This window comes from Alteribacter populi (assembly GCF_002352765.1).
Classification (GTDB): Bacteria; Bacillota; Bacilli; order Bacillales; family Salisediminibacteriaceae; genus Alteribacter; species Alteribacter populi.
Window position 1 is genome coordinate 79,023 of sequence record NZ_KZ293963.1, and the last position, 22,351, is coordinate 101,373.

General features: G+C 40.3%; 23 protein-coding genes. 20 read left to right on the plus strand and 3 right to left on the minus strand.

Features of this window, described 5'->3' with window-relative positions; translation table 11 throughout:
- The first annotated feature begins 71 nt into the window (after positions 1–71).
- The 8 genes from CDZ94_RS00360 (at position 72) to CDZ94_RS00395 (ending at position 5,212) form a co-directional block, all read left to right on the plus strand.
- Positions 72–605 carry a YqeG family HAD IIIA-type phosphatase gene (locus CDZ94_RS00360; RefSeq protein WP_096434547.1) on the plus strand — a complete coding sequence of 178 codons (534 nt, stop codon included), beginning with the start codon at positions 72–74 and terminating at the stop codon, positions 603–605.
- Positions 575–1,696, plus strand: coding sequence for a ribosome biogenesis GTPase YqeH (yqeH, locus tag CDZ94_RS00365; protein ID WP_096434549.1), 1,122 nt, complete (start codon positions 575–577; stop codon positions 1,694–1,696). Before CDZ94_RS00360 ends, yqeH begins: the two co-directional genes overlap by 31 nt.
- Positions 1,697–1,798: 102 nt before the next feature.
- The gene (gene aroE, locus CDZ94_RS00370; protein ID WP_096434551.1) at positions 1,799–2,644 is read left to right on the plus strand and encodes a shikimate dehydrogenase; all 846 of its coding nucleotides are present in this window, start codon (positions 1,799–1,801) and stop codon (positions 2,642–2,644) included.
- Positions 2,645–2,649: 5 nt separating this feature from the next.
- Entirely contained in the window at positions 2,650–2,943 is a 294-nt protein-coding gene (gene yhbY, locus CDZ94_RS00375) for a ribosome assembly RNA-binding protein YhbY (protein ID WP_096434553.1), read from the plus strand.
- 10 nt (positions 2,944–2,953) lie between these two features.
- Positions 2,954–3,529 (plus strand): nicotinate-nucleotide adenylyltransferase, encoded by a 576-nt coding sequence (locus CDZ94_RS00380; protein ID WP_096434555.1) that lies wholly within the window; start codon positions 2,954–2,956, stop codon positions 3,527–3,529.
- Positions 3,522–4,097, plus strand: coding sequence for a bis(5'-nucleosyl)-tetraphosphatase (symmetrical) YqeK (gene yqeK, locus CDZ94_RS00385; protein ID WP_096434557.1), 576 nt, complete (start codon positions 3,522–3,524; stop codon positions 4,095–4,097). Before CDZ94_RS00380 ends, yqeK begins: the two co-directional genes overlap by 8 nt.
- A 7-nt stretch (positions 4,098–4,104) precedes the next feature.
- Positions 4,105–4,461, plus strand: coding sequence for a ribosome silencing factor (gene rsfS, locus CDZ94_RS00390; protein WP_096434559.1), 357 nt, complete (start codon positions 4,105–4,107; stop codon positions 4,459–4,461).
- 13 nt (positions 4,462–4,474) lie between these two features.
- Positions 4,475–5,212: a class I SAM-dependent DNA methyltransferase gene (locus CDZ94_RS00395; protein ID WP_096434561.1), complete on the plus strand. Its 738-nt coding sequence runs from the start codon at positions 4,475–4,477 to the stop codon at positions 5,210–5,212.
- A 32-nt stretch (positions 5,213–5,244) separates the two neighbouring features.
- On the opposite strand, the gene comER is transcribed toward CDZ94_RS00395, so the two are convergent.
- A complete protein-coding gene (gene comER, locus CDZ94_RS00400; RefSeq protein ID WP_280951810.1) occupies positions 5,245–6,084 on the minus strand; it encodes a late competence protein ComER in 840 nt (279 codons plus the stop codon).
- A 102-nt stretch (positions 6,085–6,186) separates the two neighbouring features.
- Between comER and CDZ94_RS00405 the strand changes: the two genes are divergently transcribed.
- The 3 genes from CDZ94_RS00405 (at position 6,187) to CDZ94_RS00415 (ending at position 9,928) form a co-directional block, all read left to right on the plus strand.
- Positions 6,187–6,810 (plus strand): helix-hairpin-helix domain-containing protein, encoded by a 624-nt coding sequence (locus CDZ94_RS00405; RefSeq protein WP_198520854.1) that lies wholly within the window; start codon positions 6,187–6,189, stop codon positions 6,808–6,810.
- A 99-nt stretch (positions 6,811–6,909) separates the two neighbouring features.
- Complete coding sequence (locus CDZ94_RS00410) at positions 6,910–7,476, plus strand: ComE operon protein 2 (protein WP_096434567.1); 567 nt, start codon at positions 6,910–6,912, stop codon at positions 7,474–7,476.
- Between the two features lie 211 nt (positions 7,477–7,687).
- Complete coding sequence (locus CDZ94_RS00415; RefSeq protein WP_232735830.1) at positions 7,688–9,928, plus strand: DNA internalization-related competence protein ComEC/Rec2; 2,241 nt, start codon at positions 7,688–7,690, stop codon at positions 9,926–9,928.
- A 218-nt stretch (positions 9,929–10,146) separates the two neighbouring features.
- Here the strand turns inward: CDZ94_RS00415 and CDZ94_RS00420 are convergent, their stop codons facing one another.
- Complete coding sequence (locus CDZ94_RS00420) at positions 10,147–10,278, minus strand: YqzM family protein (RefSeq protein ID WP_096434571.1); 132 nt, start codon at positions 10,276–10,278, stop codon at positions 10,147–10,149.
- A gap of 388 nt (positions 10,279–10,666) precedes the next feature.
- Between CDZ94_RS00420 and holA the strand changes: the two genes are divergently transcribed.
- The gene (holA, locus tag CDZ94_RS00425) at positions 10,667–11,674 is read left to right on the plus strand and encodes a DNA polymerase III subunit delta (protein ID WP_096440466.1); all 1,008 of its coding nucleotides are present in this window, start codon (positions 10,667–10,669) and stop codon (positions 11,672–11,674) included.
- A gap of 106 nt (positions 11,675–11,780) precedes the next feature.
- Here holA and rpsT read toward each other — a convergent pair whose 3' ends face one another.
- Positions 11,781–12,047 (minus strand): 30S ribosomal protein S20, encoded by a 267-nt coding sequence (rpsT, locus tag CDZ94_RS00430; protein ID WP_096434573.1) that lies wholly within the window; start codon positions 12,045–12,047, stop codon positions 11,781–11,783.
- A gap of 152 nt (positions 12,048–12,199) precedes the next feature.
- Between rpsT and gpr the strand changes: the two genes are divergently transcribed.
- The 8 genes from gpr to dnaK all read left to right on the plus strand — a co-directional run bounded on the left by gpr (position 12,200) and on the right by dnaK (position 22,182).
- On the plus strand, positions 12,200–13,327 hold the full coding sequence (gpr, locus tag CDZ94_RS00435) for a GPR endopeptidase (RefSeq protein WP_096434575.1): 1,128 nt from the start codon (positions 12,200–12,202) through the stop codon (positions 13,325–13,327).
- A gap of 68 nt (positions 13,328–13,395) precedes the next feature.
- Positions 13,396–14,571: a stage II sporulation protein P gene (locus CDZ94_RS00440; protein WP_096434577.1), complete on the plus strand. Its 1,176-nt coding sequence runs from the start codon at positions 13,396–13,398 to the stop codon at positions 14,569–14,571.
- 45 nt (positions 14,572–14,616) lie between these two features.
- Complete coding sequence (locus tag CDZ94_RS00445; protein WP_096434579.1) at positions 14,617–15,000, plus strand: hypothetical protein; 384 nt, start codon at positions 14,617–14,619, stop codon at positions 14,998–15,000.
- A 244-nt stretch (positions 15,001–15,244) separates the two neighbouring features.
- A complete protein-coding gene (lepA, locus tag CDZ94_RS00450; RefSeq protein ID WP_096434581.1) occupies positions 15,245–17,077 on the plus strand; it encodes a translation elongation factor 4 in 1,833 nt (610 codons plus the stop codon).
- Between the two features lie 162 nt (positions 17,078–17,239).
- The gene (gene hemW / locus CDZ94_RS00455) at positions 17,240–18,388 is read left to right on the plus strand and encodes a radical SAM family heme chaperone HemW (protein WP_096434583.1); all 1,149 of its coding nucleotides are present in this window, start codon (positions 17,240–17,242) and stop codon (positions 18,386–18,388) included.
- 128 nt (positions 18,389–18,516) lie between these two features.
- Positions 18,517–19,551 carry a heat-inducible transcriptional repressor HrcA gene (gene hrcA, locus CDZ94_RS00460; protein ID WP_096434585.1) on the plus strand — a complete coding sequence of 345 codons (1,035 nt, stop codon included), beginning with the start codon at positions 18,517–18,519 and terminating at the stop codon, positions 19,549–19,551.
- Positions 19,552–19,720: 169 nt separating this feature from the next.
- Positions 19,721–20,302 carry a nucleotide exchange factor GrpE gene (gene grpE / locus CDZ94_RS00465; protein WP_280951811.1) on the plus strand — a complete coding sequence of 194 codons (582 nt, stop codon included), beginning with the start codon at positions 19,721–19,723 and terminating at the stop codon, positions 20,300–20,302.
- A gap of 35 nt (positions 20,303–20,337) precedes the next feature.
- On the plus strand, positions 20,338–22,182 hold the full coding sequence (dnaK, locus tag CDZ94_RS00470; protein ID WP_096434589.1) for a molecular chaperone DnaK: 1,845 nt from the start codon (positions 20,338–20,340) through the stop codon (positions 22,180–22,182).
- Positions 22,183–22,351: the final 169 nt, after the last annotated feature.

Below are 22,351 nucleotides of genomic sequence, written 5' to 3' on the forward strand. Positions count from 1 at the left end.
GTTCAAAAAGTCTGTGAACTAACTTTGAGCATTCACTTATTATAAGAGGTAAGGATTATGGAGGGCTCTGATTGTTAAATCAATTTGTACCTGACCAATACGTACCTTCAATTTACGATATTTCCATTGAGGAATTAAAAGAGCGAGGTATTAAAGGCATTATTACCGACCTTGACAACACTCTTGTGGAATGGGATCGTCCAAATGCAACGGAAGAGTTAATTGAATGGTTTAAAAAAGTAAAATCATATGGCATCGATATTGTCGTTGTCTCGAATAACAATGAGAAAAGGGTGAAACACTTTTCCGATCCCCATGAACTCACGTTCATTCATAGTGCAAAAAAACCGATGACGAAGGCATTTAACACGGCATGCAGGCTTATGAAAATTAACAAGCATGAAGCTGTAGTTATAGGTGACCAGTTATTAACGGATATTCTGGGGGGAAACCGAGGTAGCTTTCATACTATTCTCGTTGTACCTGTAGCCAAGTCTGATGGAGTATTTACAAAATTTAACCGAAGAATGGAACGAGTTGTGTTTAGGTGGATGGAACGAAAGGGGTTAATAGAATGGGAGAACGAGAAGAAGAACGCAGAATGATGTGTGCCGGCTGTGGAATTTCGATTCAAACGACAGATAAAAATGCCCTTGGCTATACCCCGTCTCAAGCTCTTGAGCGAGATGTGGTTATTTGTCAACGTTGCTTTCGTTTGAAGCATTATAACGAAGTACAAGATGTACCTCTTAATGATGATGATTTCTTAAAAATACTCAATGAGATTGGATCAAAAGATGCGCTCATCGTCAAAATTGTTGATATTTTTGATTTTCATGGGAGTTGGTTACCGGGACTTCACCGCTTTGTAAATAATAGCCCTGTCTTATTAGTGGGAAATAAAGCGGATGTTCTTCCAAGGTCGATCAAGCATCCTAAAATTATACAGTGGATGAAGCAATCTGCAAAAGAGAACGGTTTGAAGCCGGTAGATGTTCATTTGATGAGTGCTTCAACAGGTGAAGGTGTCATGGAGACAGCTGACCTCATTGAGCAATATCGTGATGGTAAAGACGTATATATTGTCGGTTGTACGAACGTAGGGAAGTCGACGTTTATTAACAGATTGATAAAAGAGTTCGGAGGAGAAGAAGACTTTTTAATTACTACCTCCAATGTGCCTGGAACAACGTTAGACATGATCGACATACCTTTGGATGATGGGAGTTCGCTATTTGATACACCGGGGATTATCAACCATCATCAAATGGCTCATTTAGTTGTTAAAGATGACTTAAAGGTGATTACACCGCGTAAAGAAATTAAAACAAAGGTCTTCCAATTAGATGAGGGACAAACATTGTTTTTCGGGGGCCTTGCACGATTGGATTTTGCAAAAGGAGACAGTCAATCATTTGTGGTCCATATGTCAAATGAGTTACATATTCACCGGACGAAAACTGAAAAAGCCGACGAACTTTATGCTAATCATTTAGGGGAGCTCTTGAGCCCACCGAAATTGAAAGATGTTGACAAATTCCCTTCCCTCGTGAAGCATGAGTTTAAACTGACTAACGATAAAACGGATATTGTCTTTTCTGGTCTTGGCTGGGTAACAGTCCATGGAAAAGGAACGATTATCCGTGCCTATGTGCCAAAAGGAGTTCAAGCAGGTACGAGACCTTCCTTTTATTAGGCTATAATTTTAAGAAATGTTGCTTATGTTTATTGAGTATATGGAAAGTGAATGCTCAAAGCTCAATGCTCACTTTGAAACATGTAGTATAGGAGGGATATTGTGCAATTACATATGGGAGTGTTTGGACACCCAGTTTCTCACTCTATGTCGCCTTGTATGCATAAAGCGGCATATGCACATTTAAACATTAAGGCAACTTATGAAGCTTTTGAGATTGCACCTAATGATCTGGAACTGGCTGTCAAAAGTATCCGCACCGAACAGCTTACCGGAGTTAATATAACACTCCCTCATAAAGTCGCGGTAATCGACTATTTAGATGAAATTTCAGAAGAAGCCAAAGCGATTGCAGCTGTCAATACGGTCGTTCACCGGGACGGAAGATTGGTTGGTTATAATACAGATGGTCAAGGTTTTTTAGATTCACTCATACAAGAATCTGATGAAAGTATTCAGAATAAAAAAGTATTGCTAGTAGGTGCTGGCGGAGCTGCCCGAAGTGTTGCAGTGTCATTAGCCCGCTATGGTGTAGAAGAATTGGCTATTACGAATCGGACGCTTGGGAAAGCAGCTGAGATTGCGAAGATTTGTGAACCGTTTCAATCCATAAATGTTTATCCTCGGGGGTTAGCTCAAGCAGGTTTAACTGGGTTTGATATCATTATTAATACTACATCAATCGGGATGCACCCTGATATGGATCGGATGCCTTTTTCACTTGAAACCCTAAAGCGGGGCGCGGTTGTTTGTGACTTAATTTATACTCCATTAAAGACACGCTGGTTGCAAGAAGCAGAGAAAAAAGGAGCAAAAACAATTAATGGACTGGGTATGTTTGTTAATCAAGGAGCTCTTGCTTTTGAGCTTTGGACAGGTCAGTCTGCACCAAGAGATATTATGAGGAAAGCTGTAGTGGAAGAATTAATGAAGGAAAGAGGAGATTGATCAATATGGAATTAACTGGAAGTCAGAAGCGTTTTTTGCGATCAAAGGCGCATAACATTAAACCGATCTTTCAAGTAGGTAAAGGTGGGGTCAACGAAAACTTAATTACCCAGGTAGGCGAGGCTCTGGAAGTGCGTGAACTAATTAAGGTAAGTATCCTTCAAAACTGTGATGAAGATAAACATGACGTAGCAGAAGCCCTTTCTAATGGAGCAGGGGCTTACGTTGTGCAAGTTATTGGAAGTACGATTATTTTATACAAAGAATCTGAGAACCAGAAAACAATCGACTTACCATAAGGAGTGCGCTATGAACAAACGAATTGGCATCCTCGGCGGAACGTTCGATCCCCCGCATATAGGACACGCCATTCTCGCTGAGGAAGCAAGGATTAACCTTGGGCTTGACCTTATTTGGTGGATTCCAAACCGGATTCCGCCCCACAAAAAGAAAATGAGCCAAACTACAAATACGGATCGATGGGAAATGGTACGAAGGCTTTGTCAAGGACACCCGAATTTTGAGCTAAATACGATAGAGCTGGAACGAGAAGGTCCTTCTTATACAGTGGATACTATTAAGAAATTGAAACATAACCACCCAGAGACTTCGTTGTTTTTTATCCTTGGTGGTGACAGCATTGATACGTTAGCAGAGTGGAAAAACATTGAGGAGATTTCGGAGATGGTGACGTTTGTCGGAATGAAACGTCCGGGTTATCAAGCGAAAACTGAGCTGGATATTATGATCCATTTACTGGATAGTCCGAAGATTAATGTTTCATCTACGTTAATTCGAGAAAAAATAAAAACGAGGACCCTTAACTCATTTTTATTACCCAAAGAAGTCGCATCCTACATCAAGGAGCGGCACTTATATGAATGAAGCAGTTGCATTTGAAGCTGTGAAGAAGGAACTAAAACCTGCACGGTTTGATCATACTGTCAGAGTAGTTGACACTGCACAGAAATTAGCTGAACAGTACCACGCTCCAGTGAAACAAGTGAGATTGGCTGCTATTTTACACGACATCGCTAAATACCATCCTTCTGAAGGCATGAAGACAACGATTCGTAATACGGACTGGATCACAGATGAATGGACGGAATTTGGAGAAGCGGTTTTACATGCTCCAGCAGGGGCGATTTATGTAAAAAATGAATTAGGTATAGATGACGAGGAGATTTTGCTTGCGATTTTATATCATACGACAGGTCGTGCAAAAATGAAGCTAATCGAAAAAATCATTTTTTTAGCCGACTACATTGAACCGGGAAGACGTTTCTCAGGTATCGAAGAAGTAAGAAAAAGAGCTGAAGTTTCGTTAGATGATGCTTGCTTTTTAGCTTTATCTAATACGGTTCATTTTCTTGCAAAAAAGCATCAGCCAATTTTTCCGGATACTCTGTACGCCTACAATGATCTTGTTCCAATAAATAAGAGGAGGAATTAACACCTTTATGAAGCCAAATGAATTGTTAGACTTAGCGGTCCAAGCCGTAGATGATAAACGAGCAGAAAATATTGTTGCCCTTGATATGGAAGGGGTATCTCTTATGGCAGATTTCTTTGTCATTTGTCACGGAAATTCAGAAAAACAAGTAGAAGCAATTGCTCACGAAGTAAGGGATAAAGCCCAAGAGGCTGGTCTTGAAGTAAAGCGAATGGAAGGGACAGACCAGTCCCGTTGGGTACTTATCGATTTAGATGATGTAATCGTCCACGTTTTCCATAAAGAAGACCGACATTATTATAACCTTGAAAAACTTTGGGCTGATGCACGAGATATTAATCTGGATGCGGTTTTGAAGCTATAGTAAGGAGATTAGGATGACGTATCAACACTTTGCTTATATTTACGACCGGTTAATGACCGATGCTCCATATGAATCATGGGTGAGTTATGCCCAAGAACGTTTACCTAAAGGAACGACAATCGTTGACGTTGCTTGTGGGACTGGGACATTTACTTTAAAAATGGCACAAGAAGGCTATAACATATCGGGGGTCGACCTTTCAGAGGAAATGCTTTCGGTTGCAAAACATAAGGCCGATGAGGCGAAAGAAAATATTACGTTTGTCAGACAAGATATGCAGCAATTATCCGGATTTCAAAATATCGATGCTGTTACTGTATTTTGTGACGGGATGAATTATTTAATGGAAGAAGACCAAGTACGTTTAACATTTGAAGCAATTGCAGCTATATTATCTGATGATGGTGTTTTACTTTTTGACGTTCACTCACCTTATAAAATGGATACGGATTTTGACTATAAAGTTTACGCGGAAAATGATGAAGATGTATCCTATATTTGGTTCGCTCAGCCCGGGGAATTGGAAAACAGTGTTGAACACGAGCTAACGTTCTTTATAAAAAATGAAGTCGGAATATATGAGAGAGTAGACGAAGCTCATTCACAGCGGACATTTGATTCATCGGTCTATGCCTCGATTTTAGATGATTGTGGGTTTGAAATCGTAGAAATATCTGCAGCTTTTGGTGAAAAAGCTCCTATCCATCAGACTGACCGAATTTTCTTTTATGCAAAAAAAAGAAGGAAATAATAAATTATTGTCGAAAATAAAAGGAGCAAGGGTTATGTTTCCCGTTGCTCCTTTTCCATTTGTTTTTGGATAAAGTATTTGTCTTCATCAAATTTTTCGTGCGTACGAACAAACAACTTATGAAACATATCACCTGTTTCATTCTGGAGTATCTTCAACCCTTCTCCGGTCACTCCTCCTGGAACCGTCACTCTTTTTTGCAGTGAAGTAAGATCAAATAGTTTCTCCTGTAACAATGCCCCATAACCAATTAGCATATGCTCTGCTAAATGCCTAGCTTCTTCCTTTGTGATTTCAGTTTCGGCGACTGCCGCATCAATCATCTTTTCAACAAGAAAACTTATAAAAGCCGGGCCGCAACTGGCGATATCCGAAGACACCCGAGTAATCGCTTCATCAATTTCTAAAGGGCTTGAAAAACCTGAGAAAAATTCGCGGAAGGTTGATTTTTCCAAATAGGTAAGGGAAGAGCCGTAAGTGAGCAACGACGCTCCTCTATTCGCACGGTTAACAATGCTAGGTACAAATCGAACGACTTTACATTTTACGATCTTCTCTAATTGTTCAATAGAGATTGGACTTGTAATGGAGATGAGGGTTTTTTCATGGTGCAATTCATCTTTATACTCTTCAAGGATCGGAATCATTTGTAAAGGCTTTACGCATAAAAAAATCCAATCACACTTTTTGATTACTGACCCTATGCCAGGTGTAACGGTTACCCCTTTATGATGAGCTGCTATTTCGCAGGCTTTTTCCATTGTGCGATTATGAATGGTCAATTGAGTAGGCAGCGCTGTTTCAGATTCTAACATTGACTCAATGAGAATTCGCCCCATGCTCCCGGTTCCAATAAACCCAATCTTCCTCAATCGAAGCCCCTCCTTTTCACACGTCTTTTCCATTCATTGTATGAGAAGGCCTACTATGTTATGAACAATTCTTTTGAAAATAATATTGTGAAGGAGGTTGACATGATGAACCTTATGAAGCTTAAACCTTTCCTCCCTTATATTATAGGAGGAAGTATTCTTGCGTTTTTTATCTTGTTTCGATTGTACCCTTCCTCTTCAACATTAGATTGGGAAGAAGAGGCTAATCTAGATACACCGGCAGCTTCCCAAAGTTTCATGGAAGACGCGGACCAAGAAATCTTGGAATCCGTAGACATTTTTGTGGACGTAAAGGGAGCTGTGAGCCGACCGGGCGTTTATGAAATGGAAGAAGGAATGAGGGTAAAAGATGCATTAGCTTTAGCAAACGGTATAACAGAAGAAGCCAATGAAGCCGCTGTGAATTTGGCTTTACGTGTTCATGACGAAATGGTCATTTACGTCCCTTTCATCGGTGAGGAAGAGGCAATGATTACAGGTGTTGGTGAGAATGATAGCGCTGGAGGAGGTGATCAATTAAACATTAACGGCGCGGATCAAGGTGAAATTGAGACCTTACCGGGAATCGGTCCTTCAAAGGCTGCTGCCATCATTCTTTATCGTGAAGAACAAGGGCCTTTTTCACAAATAGAGGAGATAAAAAATGTTCCGGGGATTGGAGATAAAACGTTTGAGCAACTTGAAGCGCTCATTCGAACAAGGTAAGAAGTGAAGGAAGGTTAAAGATTGACGAAATGAAAGTGTCTTGTCTACACTAAAGTAGATAAGAAACGATCAAGATCAACATTAGAGGAGGTACCTACCTTGGAAAGGATATCATGGCATCAATACTTTATGGCTCAAAGCCATTTACTTGCTCTTAGATCCACTTGTACGAGGTTAATGGTGGGAGCAACCATTGTTCGAGATAAACGAATTATCGCCGGAGGTTATAATGGCTCGATTTCTGGAGGGAAGCACTGTATTGACGAAGGGTGTTACGTCATTGATAATCACTGTGTCAGAACAATACATGCAGAGATGAATGCCTTGTTGCAATGTGCCAAATTTGGCGTTCCTACCGCTGGGTCTGAAATGTATGTGACTCATTTTCCTTGTTTAAACTGCTGTAAAGCAATTATTCAAGCAGGAATTAAAAAAATGTATTTTGCAACTGAATATAAAAATAATCCATACGCTATTGAACTTTTTGAACAAGCTGGTATTGAAGTCGAGCAAGTTGAATTAGAAGAAATGATTTTAGATACTCAAAATCAAGAAAAACTTACGTTTACTGCAAACCTCCTTAGTCAATTAGAAAAGTTAGGTTTAGAAGAAAAAGAGCTGCAAACACTCAAAGAAAAAGCGAATAAGCTGTATACCTCTTCTTAAAGAGTTGTATCAAAAGGTTGGTTTTGGCCTTTTGATACATACTTTCCCCCCCCAACTATATTTCATCAACTAAAGACTTTATCGTATCCATCAATACACACAAGGTAACTGGTTTTATGAAAGCAAAGAAATGGAAAAAGAAAGAAGGTACTAGAACGTGCATCCTCCTTATTTATTTGCAATTGCAGCACTAAGTGCTTTGCTATGGTCTATGGAAGGAGCTTCTTTTTGGTCCATAGCTTTCACTGTCCTTTGTTGTGTTATTTTTTTTGCTCACAGAAAAGCGATTACACTTTCAACAGGTATAAAGCTAGTTATTTGTATTGGGTTCTTCTTAAGTTGGGGTTATGTTACGATAATGAATAACCAGTCACAAATATCGGGTGAAGCAACAGTCGCGACAGGAAAAATTATAGAAACGCCCACGTTTGCTGACAATCGCTACCGCTTTGTCACGAGGCTTGGTAATGGTGAAAAGGTACAGATGTTTCTCGAATCAAGCGATTTTCTTCCAAAATTAACTTATGGAAGTGAATGTAATTTTGAAGGTGAATATGAGTTACCATCATCTATGCAGAACCATTATGGCTTTGATTATCGAAGATTTTTGAGAGAGCAATCGATTCACTGGGTTTTCCGAGTAAATCCTGCGAGTAGCTTTCAATGCAACCCTCCTGGCTTTTCGTTACGAAGAACGCTGTTGTCTTTTCGAGAGTCGGGGATCAAACAATTAGATCAGCTTTACCAACAAGAAAGAGATGCGCAGTCCATTGCAGTTATTCGTGCTTTAGTATTTGGTGATCGATCGAGCATAACAGAAGAACATCGAGTGGCATACCAAACGATTGGTGTGAGTCATTTGCTTGCTGTTTCTGGTTTACACGTGGGGCTCATTAGCTTTTTAATTATAGTTGCTCTACAAAGGTTTGGGATGACAAAAGAGTCTTCTCGACTTAGTTTGTTTCTTTTTTTACCTGTCTATATTATTCTTGCCGGTGGTGCTCCCTCTGTCATAAGAGCGTCCTCCATGGTAATGGTCGTTATTGGTGCTTCTTTCTTTAATACGAAAGTAAAACCGGTCAATGGTATTTGTATGGTATTCATGTTGTTGCTTATATGGGATCCGTATTTTATCTATCATCTTGGGTTTCAGCTTTCATTTTTAACGAGTTTTGTTCTTCTAACGTCAGGTCGAATTCTCACAAGAACGGATCGGACGCTTTCAACGATCTTCCGAGTTACTTGCCTCGCTCAGCTTGCCTCTTTTCCTATTGTTATCTACCACTTTTACGAAATTTCTTTACTAAGTTTGCCATTCAATATTCTGTTCATCCCAATGATTTCTTTCTGGGTATTACCTTTATCACTAATTATTGTTTTAATACTACCGGCTTTTCCTCTTTTAGCCGAGTGGCTTTTCCAGGGGGTTTCTTTGCCGCTATACTACACACACGAATTAATGCTTTTTTTAAACGGTTTTTCGTCAGTCCGTCTTAGCTTTGGTCAGCCGTCATTCCTTATGATTCTTTTATTGTTTGGGAGCATTTTCGTTTTCATATTTGTATGGGAATCAAAAGGGATTCAGTACCAGTTTTTAGCGTTCATGTCGGTCGTTGTGTTGATGGTCAGTCAAATGGTATATCCCTATTTAAGCGGGTATGGAGCGGTAACGATGTTAAATGTAGGGCAGGGAGATGCGACATTAATTGAACTTCCATACCGAGATCGTGTTTACTTGATTGATACTGGAGGGCTTGTTTTCTGGGGGGAGGATGTGACACTTAGCGGACCAGGTGAACGAGTTATCTTGCCTCATCTCGCCGCTAAAGGCATTCAGACAATCGATAAGTTAATCATAACTCACGGTCACGCTGATCATTTTGGAGAAACATGTATGCTCATTGAGCAAGTGACAGTAAAAAAAGTATTATATCCAATTGGCGGGATGGAGTCAGAGCTTGAAAAGGAGGTACGAGGTTGTTTAAATGATCAGGAGATTCCAATTATAGAGGTCAGTGAAGGAATGAAATGGAACGTAGGAGCGATTCCATTTAAAATTTTGTCGCCAAATGGGACGGAAACATCAGAAAACGATCGCTCTATCGTCTTGCAAACAGTTCTCGGTGAGCGAAGCTGGCTTTTTACTGGAGATATCGAAGAAGAGGCGGAAAAAAGAATTGTTAAAGATCATCCTACATTACAAGCCGACGTTTTGAAAGTTCCCCACCATGGGAGCCGAACGTCATCAAGAGAGGAGTTCCTCGCTTTAGTCGATCCTAAAATTGCGCTTATCTCAGTGGGAAGAAATAACCGATTCGGACACCCAAATGAAGAAGTACTCGACCGGTTAAAATATACGGACGTATTTCGGACAGATCTACATGGAGATATCACTATTCGATTTCATGATAAAAAAAGGATTTGGGAGTTGATGATGACGGAAGAAAATTAACGTATTAAAAAGTCTGACTCCCCCTTTAATGAGGTTCAATATTTCTTGAGCCGCTTTTTATAAAAGGTTGTGGCTATTTGTTTTTTAGCGTTAGGCAAGTGGATGCGTGCCTGACGCTAAAAAAGGTACAGACTTTACAATAACAGCATTTTTTAAAGCATAACAAAAACACAACGCTTGAAAGGCGCTGTGTGGGGGTTAAATAATATGTACTGTTTTTACCAAATTAAATCAATCGCTTGAGCAATAATAAAAATCGTTGCAAAAAAACCAAAAACGACAACAAATGCTACAGCACTATCGATAAAGTCATTTCGTTTCGTTTGTACATTTTTTTCAAATTCGTTCATGATTATCCCTCCTGTTTCATCCTTAGTATACGTGATATGTATAAAAAAATCCAGAGAAAATACACCGGTGAGCAGGTGTTCTGTTGCGAATTTGTATTAAGCGTATTCTTTTCTTTTTTTGCTAAGAGTTGTCACCTATAGAGTCTCCAAGCATAGGATATCATAATTAATACTTAAGAGAAAGAGCAAAAAGAAAAGAGGATTATCGTCACTGTTCTTCATCCGCGGTGGAGGTTAGTGGCGTTTATCATAAATGGGGAATGAACTCACGGATTCATTCCCCTCTTACTATTGTCTTTAAATTTACCGTCAAAATAAAACGTATGCTAAACTAAGGTGGAGACGTGTTTGTTTAGAAAGAGGTGTCAGCTAGGTGTCTTATTTTGACATGATAAAACATATAAACCGCCAAGAGCTTAGTGGCCTATATTTATTGTATGGGAGCGAATCTTTTTTAGTGGTGGATACATTGCAGCGTTTGATAAAAGCTGCGTTACAAGAAGAGGAGCTTGAATTTAATTTATCCCAATATGATATGAAGGAAGCTTCAGTTGAGTTAGCGGTAGAAGAAGCATATACATTTCCTTTTATGGGAAGTAAACGGGTTGTCATATTAAAAGAAGCTTATTTTTTTACGGGAAGTAAAGTAAATTCAAAAGTAGAGCATGATTTAAAAAAGCTAGAGGCATACATACAACAGCCTGCTCCAGAAACGGTATTCATTGCTGTCGTTCCTCATGAAAAACTAGATGAACGCAAAAAAGTGACGAAGCTGTTTAAAAAGCATGGCCGGACAATGGAAGGAAAGCCTTTAGAAATAAAGGAAATGCTCGCCTGGCTTGATGAAAAGGCAAAGGAGAATAATGTAACAATTGAAGCCGATGCAAAAGAACAGTTAATTGCATTGACTGGGTCTGAACTTATGCTTATGACATCAGAATTACAAAAAATGGCGATCTATACAGGTGAAGGCGGAATCATTACAAAACAAGTTGTGGAAGAACTAGTGGCAAGATCATTAGAGCAAAACATTTTTGCTCTTGTAGATGGTGTCGTGAAACGAAAGCTAGATGTCGCTTGGCAGATTTTTGATGATTTGTTAAAGCAAAAAGAAGAGCCGATCAAAATATTGAGTCTTTTGGCAAGGCAATTTCGCATTATTTACCAAGTAAAACAACTAGGTCAACAAGGATACTCTCAAAAGCAAATGGCCTCGCAATTGAAGCTTCACCCTTATGCAGTTAAGCTTGCTGGGCAACAAGGGCAGCATTTTAATGATCTTGAACTGCTAACGATTCTTGATCAGTTAGCTGAGACTGATTATAAAATTAAGACAGGCCAGCTTGAAAAAGTATTAGCTGTTGAATTATTTTTAGCAAAACAAAAAGTCCATTAAAAAAACTCGAGGGCGCAGGCTGCCTTCGAGTTTTTATGTACGATTGCGGTTTATCCATAAATAAAATGGCAGTCGTCAGAGACGAGCATGCCAAGTTATTGGATCATTACGCAGTAACACCGTTAAGTTGTTGTTGTAAACGAGACTTTTGACGGTTAGCTGCATTTTTATGAAGAAGACCTTTATTAGAAGCTTTATCTAACTTTTTGGTTGCCACCAAGAATGATTGTTTTGCAGCTTCTACATCTTTCGCTTCGATTTGTTTTTCAAATGATTTGATAGATGAACGTAGATCAGATTTGAATGCAGCGTTTTGCGCACGACGCTTTTCGCTTGTCTTTCCGCGCTTAAGAGCTGATTTGATATTTGCCATGCCTTTCACCTCCTTGATGCAACCGTAATACGTTCCGGTTTGTGTGCAACACTAAGGATTGTACCAAAAGGGAATTTAAAAATCAACAAAAGAATGAAAGGAAGAAGTTATGTTTATGCTAAACATAACCAAAAATGTGAGAGGTGACCGAGATGGAACAAAATGAATTGGATTTAAGTAATTATACGATTAGAACGGACCTGGCTGTGGAAGCCCATGAAATCGTACGCGAGGAAGAGCAGGAGGGTCAGCCACCTGGTCAGGAAACCCAGCATTTAGAAGGAGTGGTCATTAAAGAGCGAGAAGAAGGAGATATATCAATCACTCATGTGGATATTGACAACTCTGGTGCTGAAAAGCTCGGAAAGAAGGCCGGAAAATATTTGACGCTGCAAGTACAAGGGATTCGCCGAAAAGATAGTGAGCTTCAAGATCAAGTGGAGGAAGTTTTTGCTAAAGAATTCAGTAACTTTCTTAATGAATTAGGGATTGATAAGAATGCGAGCTGCCTTGTTGTTGGCTTGGGGAACTGGAATGTGACACCCGATGCTTTGGGGCCGATCGTAGTAGAAAACCTGCTCATTACCAATCATTTGTTTGAGCTGCAACCAGAACATGTAGAAGATGGTTTTCGTCCAGTGAGTGCGATTACTCCCGGGGTAATGGGGCTTACCGGGTTGGAAACAAGTGATATTATATTCGGCGTAATAGACAAAGCGAAACCTGACTTCGTGATTGCTATTGACGCCCTTGCTTCACGATCTATTGAACGTGTCAACACGACGATTCAGATTTCTGATTCGGGCATCCACCCGGGTTCTGGTGTTGGCAACAAGCGAAAAGAGCTCTCTTACGATACGTTAGGAATACCAGTGATTGCTGTTGGAATTCCGACAGTGGTAGACGCGGTATCAATTACAAGTGACACTATAGATTATGTGCTTAAACATTTTGGTAAAGAGATGAGAGAAAAAGATGACCCGAAACGCTCCTTAGCTCCAGCAGGCATGTCGTTTGGAGAAAAACGTGTATTAACAGAGGATGATCTTCCTGGCGAAAATGAGCGAAAACAATACATGGGGATTGTTGGGAGTCTTGAAGAAAATGAAAAACGAAAACTTATCCAGGAAGTACTTGCACCTCTTGGGCATAATCTTATGGTAACCCCAAAAGAAGTTGATGAATTCATAGATGATATGGGTAATGTGTTAGCGCTAGGATTAAATGCTGCTCTCCACGGTAATGTAGATCAAGGAAATGTGGGGGCTTATACAAAATAATGGTTCTACTCTTATCCTGTCCGGCATAAAGTTGAAATAGGAACTCGGACAGGAAAGGGTGGTTTTGTTTGAAACGTCCATACAGGAAACCGAAAAATGCGTTGTGGAATCGGACAAGCAGTTTAAGACAGTATTTTTTCACCTCCGTTTTGGGGGTGTTATCCATTTTTCTTATTACGGCAATTATGACCGCTTTTGGTCCAGGATACAGTTTGACATCTGCACAGTTAAAAGGTTTTAGTGAACATTTAACAGATGAAGTGTTCATTTATTTAATGGGTACAGAAAATCCTTACTTTACGCAAGAATTACCGGAAGGCAGTGAACCACCACAAGTTTCTTCGCTTGTATTTGAATTGGCTACAAGCTTGGACCCTGACGATCCGAGAAGCTTGTTAGGACAAGAGTTGCCGGGAATTGGCCATTTTGGTGGAGATATTATCGTTGCGGGTGAAGGGTTGGATTTTACAACAATGCCGGTTGAATCAGCACCACCAATGGAAGTAATGATGGAGGAGCGGGAAGCAGCTACCGAGCGTCTTGATGAAATGGACGAAATGAGAGAAGCGATTGCCGAACTTACTGATGGGGAAGAGCCAGATAAAATGGTTCACATTATTCATTCGCACAACCGGGAATCGTTTTTACCAGAGTTAAAAGGGGACAGCGACAATCCTGACGATGCCTTTCACGACAGTGTAAATATTACACTTGCTGGTGAACGCTTAGGACAAGAATTGGCTAAGCGAGGAATTGGAGCGGATGTCGATACATCTGACATATCTTCGAGCTTATCCGAACGCGGATGGCAGTATGGTCAATCATATGATGTCTCGCGTGAAATTGTTGAAGAAGCGATGACAGAAAATGATGAGCTAACGTTTTTCTTTGATGTGCATCGTGATTCTATCCGACGAGAAAATACAACAGCAAATATTAATGGTGAAGATTACGCACAAACGATTTTCGTCATTGGCACTAACAATGAAAACTTTGAAAGAAATACATTGTTTGCAGAAGAGTTGCACGAACGGCTGCAGGATCAATACTATGGGTTGAGCAGAGGAGTTTACGCACCGGAAAGCGCAGGTACAAATGGACTCTACAATCAAGACTTATCTGAAAATTCGATCATCATTGAATTTGGCGGTGTCGATAATACACTTGATGAAGTCTACCGATCAGTTGAAGCTTTTGCCGAGGTATTTGCGGAATTCTATTTCGAAACACAAGAAGAGGAGTAGAAGCGAGTAGGGATGAATAATAAATTCAGTTGAGGAGGAGAGAAAATGGCCCCATTCTTTTTGAGATGTTTCTTTATAACGACTGTCTTTTTCTTCGGATTTATTTTTGGCATTGTGTATGTAAATCACTTGAGTGGGGCTTTTGAGTTTTCAACAGAAGAATCTTCTCCTCTTCAAATTCCCCAGTTGGGCTCTCCAGACCAGAACATAGTAGAAATTGAAGATGGTGACCATCTCGTTATCTATGGTGAGGATGATGAAGAAATCAAAAAAGAGTTGCTTACTTCTGCTGATGTACAACGAGATTTAGCGGAAAAACAAACAGAGGCCACGGAAACCGGTACGAGTAACTTGTTCTCCCAAGTTGGAATGCGGTTAGCAGATACGTTTGAAGCGATTTTTAAAGGGATTTATTCTGGACTTGGTTAAAGACTAAAGCCGTTCACAAAAGGAGTGGAACTTTTTGTGAATGGCTTTTTAATAGTTTGAGGAGATCATTAAAGACTCCTGACTTTTATGTGTTTACTCCTATTTCTTTCGAAAACTTCCAACAATAAAGATTCCCCTCAAATGATTACATTACCTCTATGAATTAATGTTTGTTCCCCCGTCGTATTATTGCTATAATAAACGATAGTCTATTTATTGCTTGACCGGTAGGAGTGAATACGTGATGACGAATGAAGAACGAATTCAACGAAGAGAGAAGATTCGTAACTTCTCTATTATTGCACATATTGATCACGGTAAATCCACATTGGCGGATCGGATTCTTGAACAAACGAGTGCGTTGACACAGCGCGAAATGAAGGATCAGATGTTGGACGCTATGGATTTGGAACGTGAGCGTGGCATTACAATTAAATTAAATGCGGTACAACTAAGGTACAAAGCGAATGACGGGGAAGATTATATTTTTCATCTCATTGATACACCAGGACACGTCGATTTTACATATGAAGTCTCACGGAGCCTCGCTGCTTGTGAAGGAGCGTTACTTATTGTCGATGCGGCTCAAGGGATTGAAGCGCAAACGCTCGCGAACGTATACTTGGCCTTGGATAATGACTTGGAAATCATACCTGTTGTGAACAAAATTGACCTTCCGAGTGCTGAACCAGATCGCGTAATGCAGGAAGTTGAAGATATTATCGGCCTTCCAAAAGACGATGCGATAATGGCTTCTGCTAAGAATGGCATTGGGATCGATGAAATTCTTGAGTCGATCGTTGACAAAGTACCCGCACCTTCTGGAGACCCGCAGGCACCATTAAAAGCAATGATTTTTGACTCTTTATACGATCCGTACCGTGGAGTTATTGTCTACATTCGAATTGTTGAGGGTACGGTTAAACCAGGGGATAAAATAAAAATGATGGCAACGGGTAAAGAGTTTGAGGTTCAAGAGTTAGGTGTTTTTACACCGAAACCAGACATCCAAAAAGAGCTTACTGTTGGTGACGTAGGATTTTTGATTGCTTCTATTAAAAACGTAAGTGATAGTCGCGTAGGAGATACGATTACGGGTGCGGAGCATCCTGCTGATAACATGCTACCAGGATATCGTAAATTAAATCCAATGGTGTTCTGTGGTCTTTATCCGATTGACACAAATAATTATAACGATTTGCGAGATGCTCTTGAAAAGCTTGAACTAAATGATGCGTCCTTACAATACGAAGCAGAGACTTCCCAAGCATTAGGCTTTGGTTTCCGCTGCGGGTTCCTTGGGCTTTTGCATATGGAAATTATCCAGGAACGTATTGAACGAGAATTTAATATAGATCTCATTACGACTGCACCGAGTGTGATTTATAAAGTGCATACAACAGACGGAGAATTGGTTCAAATTGATAACCCGTCTAAAATGCCGGATTCTCAAAAAGTAGAACATGTAGAAGAGCCTTACGTAAAAGCTGAAGTAATGGTACCCAACGATTTTGTCGGACCTGTTATGGAACTTTGTCAGAAAAAACGCGGTGACTACATGGATATGAAGTATCTGGATGAAAACCGAGTTGTGATTACCTACGAGATTCCATTATCAGAGATCGTTTATGATTTCTTTGATACGTTAAAATCGAGCACGAAAGGCTATGCTTCCTTTGACTACGAGCTCATTGGTTATAAAGAAAGCCGGTTAGTTAAAATGGACATCCTCTTAAATGGCGAACAAATCGATGCTTTATCAATCATTGTGCACCGTGATAGTGCATATCAGCGCGGAAAAGCGATTGTGGAAAAACTCAAAGAGCTTATTCCAAGACAGCAATTCGAAGTACCGGTTCAAGCTAGTATCGGTCAAAAGGTCATTGCCCGCTCTACAATTAAGGCGATGCGTAAAAACGTTCTCGCTAAATGTTACGGTGGAGACATCTCCCGTAAGCGTAAGCTTCTTGAAAAGCAAAAAGAGGGGAAAAGTCGCATGAAGAGTGTAGGTAGTGTGGAAGTTCCTCAAGAAGCATTTATGTCTGTTCTGAGTATGGATGAGGGCGATAAGAAGTAGAGATGAAGTTTCGAACACCAAAAAGCAGAGGCCGGCTCAAAAGGTCATTGATTGACGATTGCTTATTAGGCAAGAGCTACGCCTATTGCTTCGAGGGTGTCTCAAAAGGTCCAAAATCAACCTTTTGGGACGCCCTCTTTCTACGAATGTGAGGTGAAACCTATGACTCCAAAAGCCGTATATGTTCATGTTCCCTTTTGCGAACAGATTTGTCATTATTGCGACTTTAATAAATTCTTTTTGAAAAATCAGCCGATCGATGATTATTTAGACGACTGTGAGACGGAAATGAAATGGACCGCTCAAAGATTTCCATCAACAACGGTGAATAGCGTCTACGTGGGCGGTGGTACCCCTACTTCTTTATCAACGGAACAACTTCGGAAGCTTCTTGTCTCGATTCGCGAGCACTTTTCTCTTGCGAAAAGGGATTCTCTTGAGTTTACGGTAGAAGTGAACCCAGGAAGTGCAGATCAGGATAAGCTCAACATGTTAAAAGAGGTAGGTGTAAATCGGTTAAGTATCGGTGTGCAAACTTTTGAACCGGACCTCTTAAATCGAATCGGTCGTGACCATCAACCGGAAGATGTGAAAGACACGGTTAAAAAAAGCCGTAATGCAGGTATTGATAATCTTTCTATTGACCTTATGTTTGGTTTGCCTCAGCAAACGATAAGGCAATTTGAAGACACGATCGACCAAGCCATGAAACTGAACATTGATCATGTAAGTGCCTATTCGTTGAAGGTTGAGGCTAAAACGGTCTTTTATCAATTGCAGCGAAAAGGTAAACTTTCGCTACCTTCTCAAGATACTGAAGCAGACATGTATGAAATGCTCATTCGAAAATTATCAGAATCTGGTTTTTCGATGTATGAAATTAGTAACTTTGCAAAACCAGGGCGAGAAAGTGTTCATAATTTAACGTATTGGGATAATGAAGAATACTATGGTATTGGTGCAGGAGCTCATAGCTATATGAGTGGCGTCCGCAGACAAAATCATGGTCCGTTGCCAAAGTACATGAAAGCGATTAAGCAAGGAAAGCTTCCTTATTTGGAGGAGCATCCGGTTCCTTTAAAAGAAAAAATGGAAGAAGAAATGTTTATGGGATTACGGAAACGTTCAGGTGTATCTGTGAGCAGGTTTGCAAGAAGGTATGGGCAGCCTGTGGTGAATGTCTTTGGGGATAAAATCAAGAGGTTAAAAGAAAACTGTCTTTTACAGGAGCGAAACGATCGAATTTTTCTCACAGAGAAAGGACGTCTGCTTGGAAATGAAGTTTTTGAGCAGTTTTTACTTGATGATTAACACACAATTTCTTCGGGATGGATGAACCTGTGCATGCTTTTCTGGTTGACAACAAGAATCGATCTTTGGTACTTTATATAATAGATTTAGCACTCGTTGAAGTAGAGTGCTAACAGGGAGGGATGTTCATGCTCACAGAACGACAACTGCTTATCTTAAAAGTAATCATCGATGATTATGTTTGTTATGCAGAACCGGTGGGGTCCCGTAGTTTATCAAAACGGGAAGATATGAACTTTAGCCCTGCAACAATTCGTAATGAAATGGCGGACTTAGAAGAACTTGGATTTTTAGAGAAGCCTCATAGTTCTGCCGGTCGAATTCCTTCGCAAAAAGGATACCGTTATTTTGTTGATCACATGTTGTCGCCAACGATGCTTTCCAAGAATGAAGTTGCTGACATTCGGTTTATGTATGAGGAAAAGTTTGTTGAATTTGAAAAGCTCATCCAGCATTCAGCCAAAATCCTTTCGAGTTTAACAAGTTATACATCTATTGTTCTTGGACCTGAAGTTTTTGAATCGACGTTGAAGCAAATTCAGCTCGTTCCAATTTCAAAAGATAGCGCTGTAGCGATAATCGTTACGGACACAGGACACGTTGAAAATCAAGCAGTCTCGATTCCAGAAGGATTGGACATTACCGAGATCGAAAAAATCGTAAATATTTTAAATGAACGATTAAAAGGGGTCCCTCTTATCCATCTGCGTCATAAACTGACAACGGAGATACGTAATGTGTTGGCTAAGTACGTTGATCGTTATGATAAAGCAATGGAAATGCTTAATGAAACTTTTAAGCAGACAAATAATGAGAAAGTGTTTTACGCTGGAAAAACAAACATTCTTTCCCAGCCAGAATTTAATGATGTCGACCGTGTCAGAGACTTGTTTAATATTTTTGAAGAAGATGCTCTTGTATCTAAATTGTTCCGTTCTGATGAACATGGGATCAAAATTAAAATTGGTGAGGAAAATCGCTTCGCTCCGTTTGATGAGTGTTCGGTTATTACCGCTACGTATTCGATTGATGGCAAGCATATGGGAACGGTTGGGATTCTCGGTCCGACTAGGATGGAATATCAACGTGTTGTCGGCGTGCTGGACTTCTTTTCAAAAGATTTGACTCAACTGCTGACACAACGGTATCAAAAGAATCAATAACGGAAATATTGACAAATATATGATTTGGTATTATTCTCCCATATTGGAAGAGAACCAAAGTCTCTTTTACAACTGAACGATGTAAAAGAGACTATTCTATGATATGAAGAGGCATAATGAAGCGCTTAGCAAGACGTATATGCTTTTCTATTTAGAGGAGGTGAAACAAGTGGCACAAGAAAAGAAGACCCACACAATTGACGAAGAGGAGCTTCATCAAGTTGATCAAGAGGAAAAAGAAGAGGTTGATCAAAATGAGGAGGAAGCAGAATTAGAGCTTGTCGATGAAGAAGGAAATGAAGACGACAAGGTCAAAGAACTTGAAGCAAAAAATGAGGATCTTAATAGTCGACTGCTTAGAGTTCAAGCGGATTATGATAACTTTCGTCGCCGGACTCGTAAGGAGAAAGAGGCGGACGCTCAATATAAATCCCAGTCGTTAGCCGAACAACTTTTACCTGCTCTTGATAATTTTGAAAGAGCGATGATGGTACAAGTCGATTCTGAAGATGGGAAAGGCTTGTTACAAGGTATGGAAATGGTTTACAAGCAGTTGAAGGACGCATTAGAATCAGAAGGCATCATAGCTATTGAGGCTGTTGGTCGAACGTTTGACCCTCTTTACCATCAAGCTGTCATGCAAGTTGAATCGGACGATTATGAGTCCAATGTTGTGGTTGAAGAAATGCAAAAAGGGTATATGTTGAAAGACCGCGTTATTCGGCCAGCAATGGTAAAAGTGAATGCGTAGTTAAGAACTACATAGATAAAATAGGAGGAATTGCAATGAGTAAAGTAATCGGAATTGACTTAGGTACAACAAACTCTTGTGTTGCTGTTATGGAAGGTGGAGAAGCCACTGTTATTCCAAACGCAGAAGGGAGTCGTACAACACCATCTGTTGTTTCTTTTAAAGACGGCGAGCGCCAGGTAGGGGAAGTGGCGAAGCGTCAAATGATCACTAACCCTAATACAATCATATCTGTTAAGCGTCATATGGGAACAGAATACAAAGTTGAAGCTGAAGGAAAAGAGTATTCACCACAAGAAATCTCTGCAATCATTCTACAGAAGCTTAAAGAAGATGCAGAAGCTTATCTTGGGGAAAAAGTAACAAAAGCTGTTATTACAGTTCCTGCTTACTTTAATGACTCTCAACGTCAAGCGACAAAAGACGCGGGTAAAATCGCAGGTCTTGAAGTTGAACGTATTGTAAACGAACCAACAGCTGCAGCATTAGCTTATGGCTTTGAAAAAGAAGAAGATCAAACCATTCTTGTTTATGACTTAGGTGGCGGGACATTTGATGTATCCATCCTTGAATTAGGAGACGGATTCTTTGAAGTCCGTGCAACATCTGGTGACAACAAGCTTGGTGGGGATGACTTTGACCAAGCCATCATTGATTATCTTGTTGAAGAGTTTAAAAAGGAAAATGGTATTGACTTATCTCAAGATAAAATGGCTCTTCAACGTTTGAAAGACGCTGCTGAAAAAGCGAAGAAAGACTTGTCTGGTGTATCTCAAACACAAATTTCTCTACCGTTTATTACAGCAGACGCATCTGGTCCTAAACACTTAGAACTTTCCTTATCACGTGCGAAATTTGAAGATATGAGTGCGAATCTTGTTGAAAGAACAATGGGACCTACTCGTCAAGCGATGAGCGATGCAGGCCTAGGGGCGAATGAAATCGACAAAATCGTCTTAGTTGGAGGATCTACACGTATTCCAGCCGTACAAGAGGCAATTAAAAAAGTAACAGGAAAAGACCCTCATAAAGGTGTTAACCCTGATGAAGTTGTAGCGTTGGGAGCTGCGGTTCAAGCTGGCGTTTTAACAGGAGACGTAAAAGATGTTGTTCTTCTTGACGTAACTCCGCTTTCCCTTGGTATCGAAACGATGGGGGGCGTGTTTACAAAGCTGATTGACCGTAACACAACGATCCCAACAAGTAAGTCCCAAACATTCTCAACAGCAGCTGATAACCAGCCTTCTGTAGACATTCACGTGCTGCAAGGTGAAAGAGAAATGGCTGCAGATAACAAAACACTTGGACGCTTCCAATTGACGGATATCCCTCCGGCACCCCGCGGCGTTCCACAAATCGAAGTGTCCTTTGACCTTGACGCCAACGGTATCGTAAACGTTCGTGCGAAAGATCTCGGTACAAATAAAGAACAATCGATTACAATCACGTCTTCTTCAGGCCTATCTGACGATGAAATCGACCGTATGGTAAAAGAGGCAGAGGAAAATGCAGAAGCAGACAAAAAGCGTCGTGAAGAAGTAGATCTTCGTAACGAAGCAGATCAGCTTGTCTTCACTACAGAAAAAACGCTTAAAGACTTAGGTGAAAATGTAGAGCAGGAAGATAAAGATAAAGCAGATGCTGGCAAAGAAAAGCTTCAAGAAGCCTTAAAAGGGGAAGATATTGAAGCGATCCGTACAGCAAAAGACGAGTTACAAGAAGTCGTTCAACAACTTACCACTAAGCTTTACGAGCAAGCAGCACAACAAGCTCAAGAAGCACAGGAAGCACAAGGCGGCGAAGGCGCTGAAGATGCACAAGAAGGCGAAAATGTTGTCGACGCTGAATACGAAGAAGTGAACAACGAAGAGAAGAAGTAATCTTTTCACTCCGTGTTGATAGAAAGTCAAAGTCAAGATTTCCTTGGCTTTGACTTTTTACACGTCACGGTAACTTTTCATATTACTATGTAGTCACAAGCAGGGCGTAAAGAGCCGAGAAGTTGAAAGAAAATTGTGTTTGCGCTGAATTGCAAGCTTTTTTCTGAGA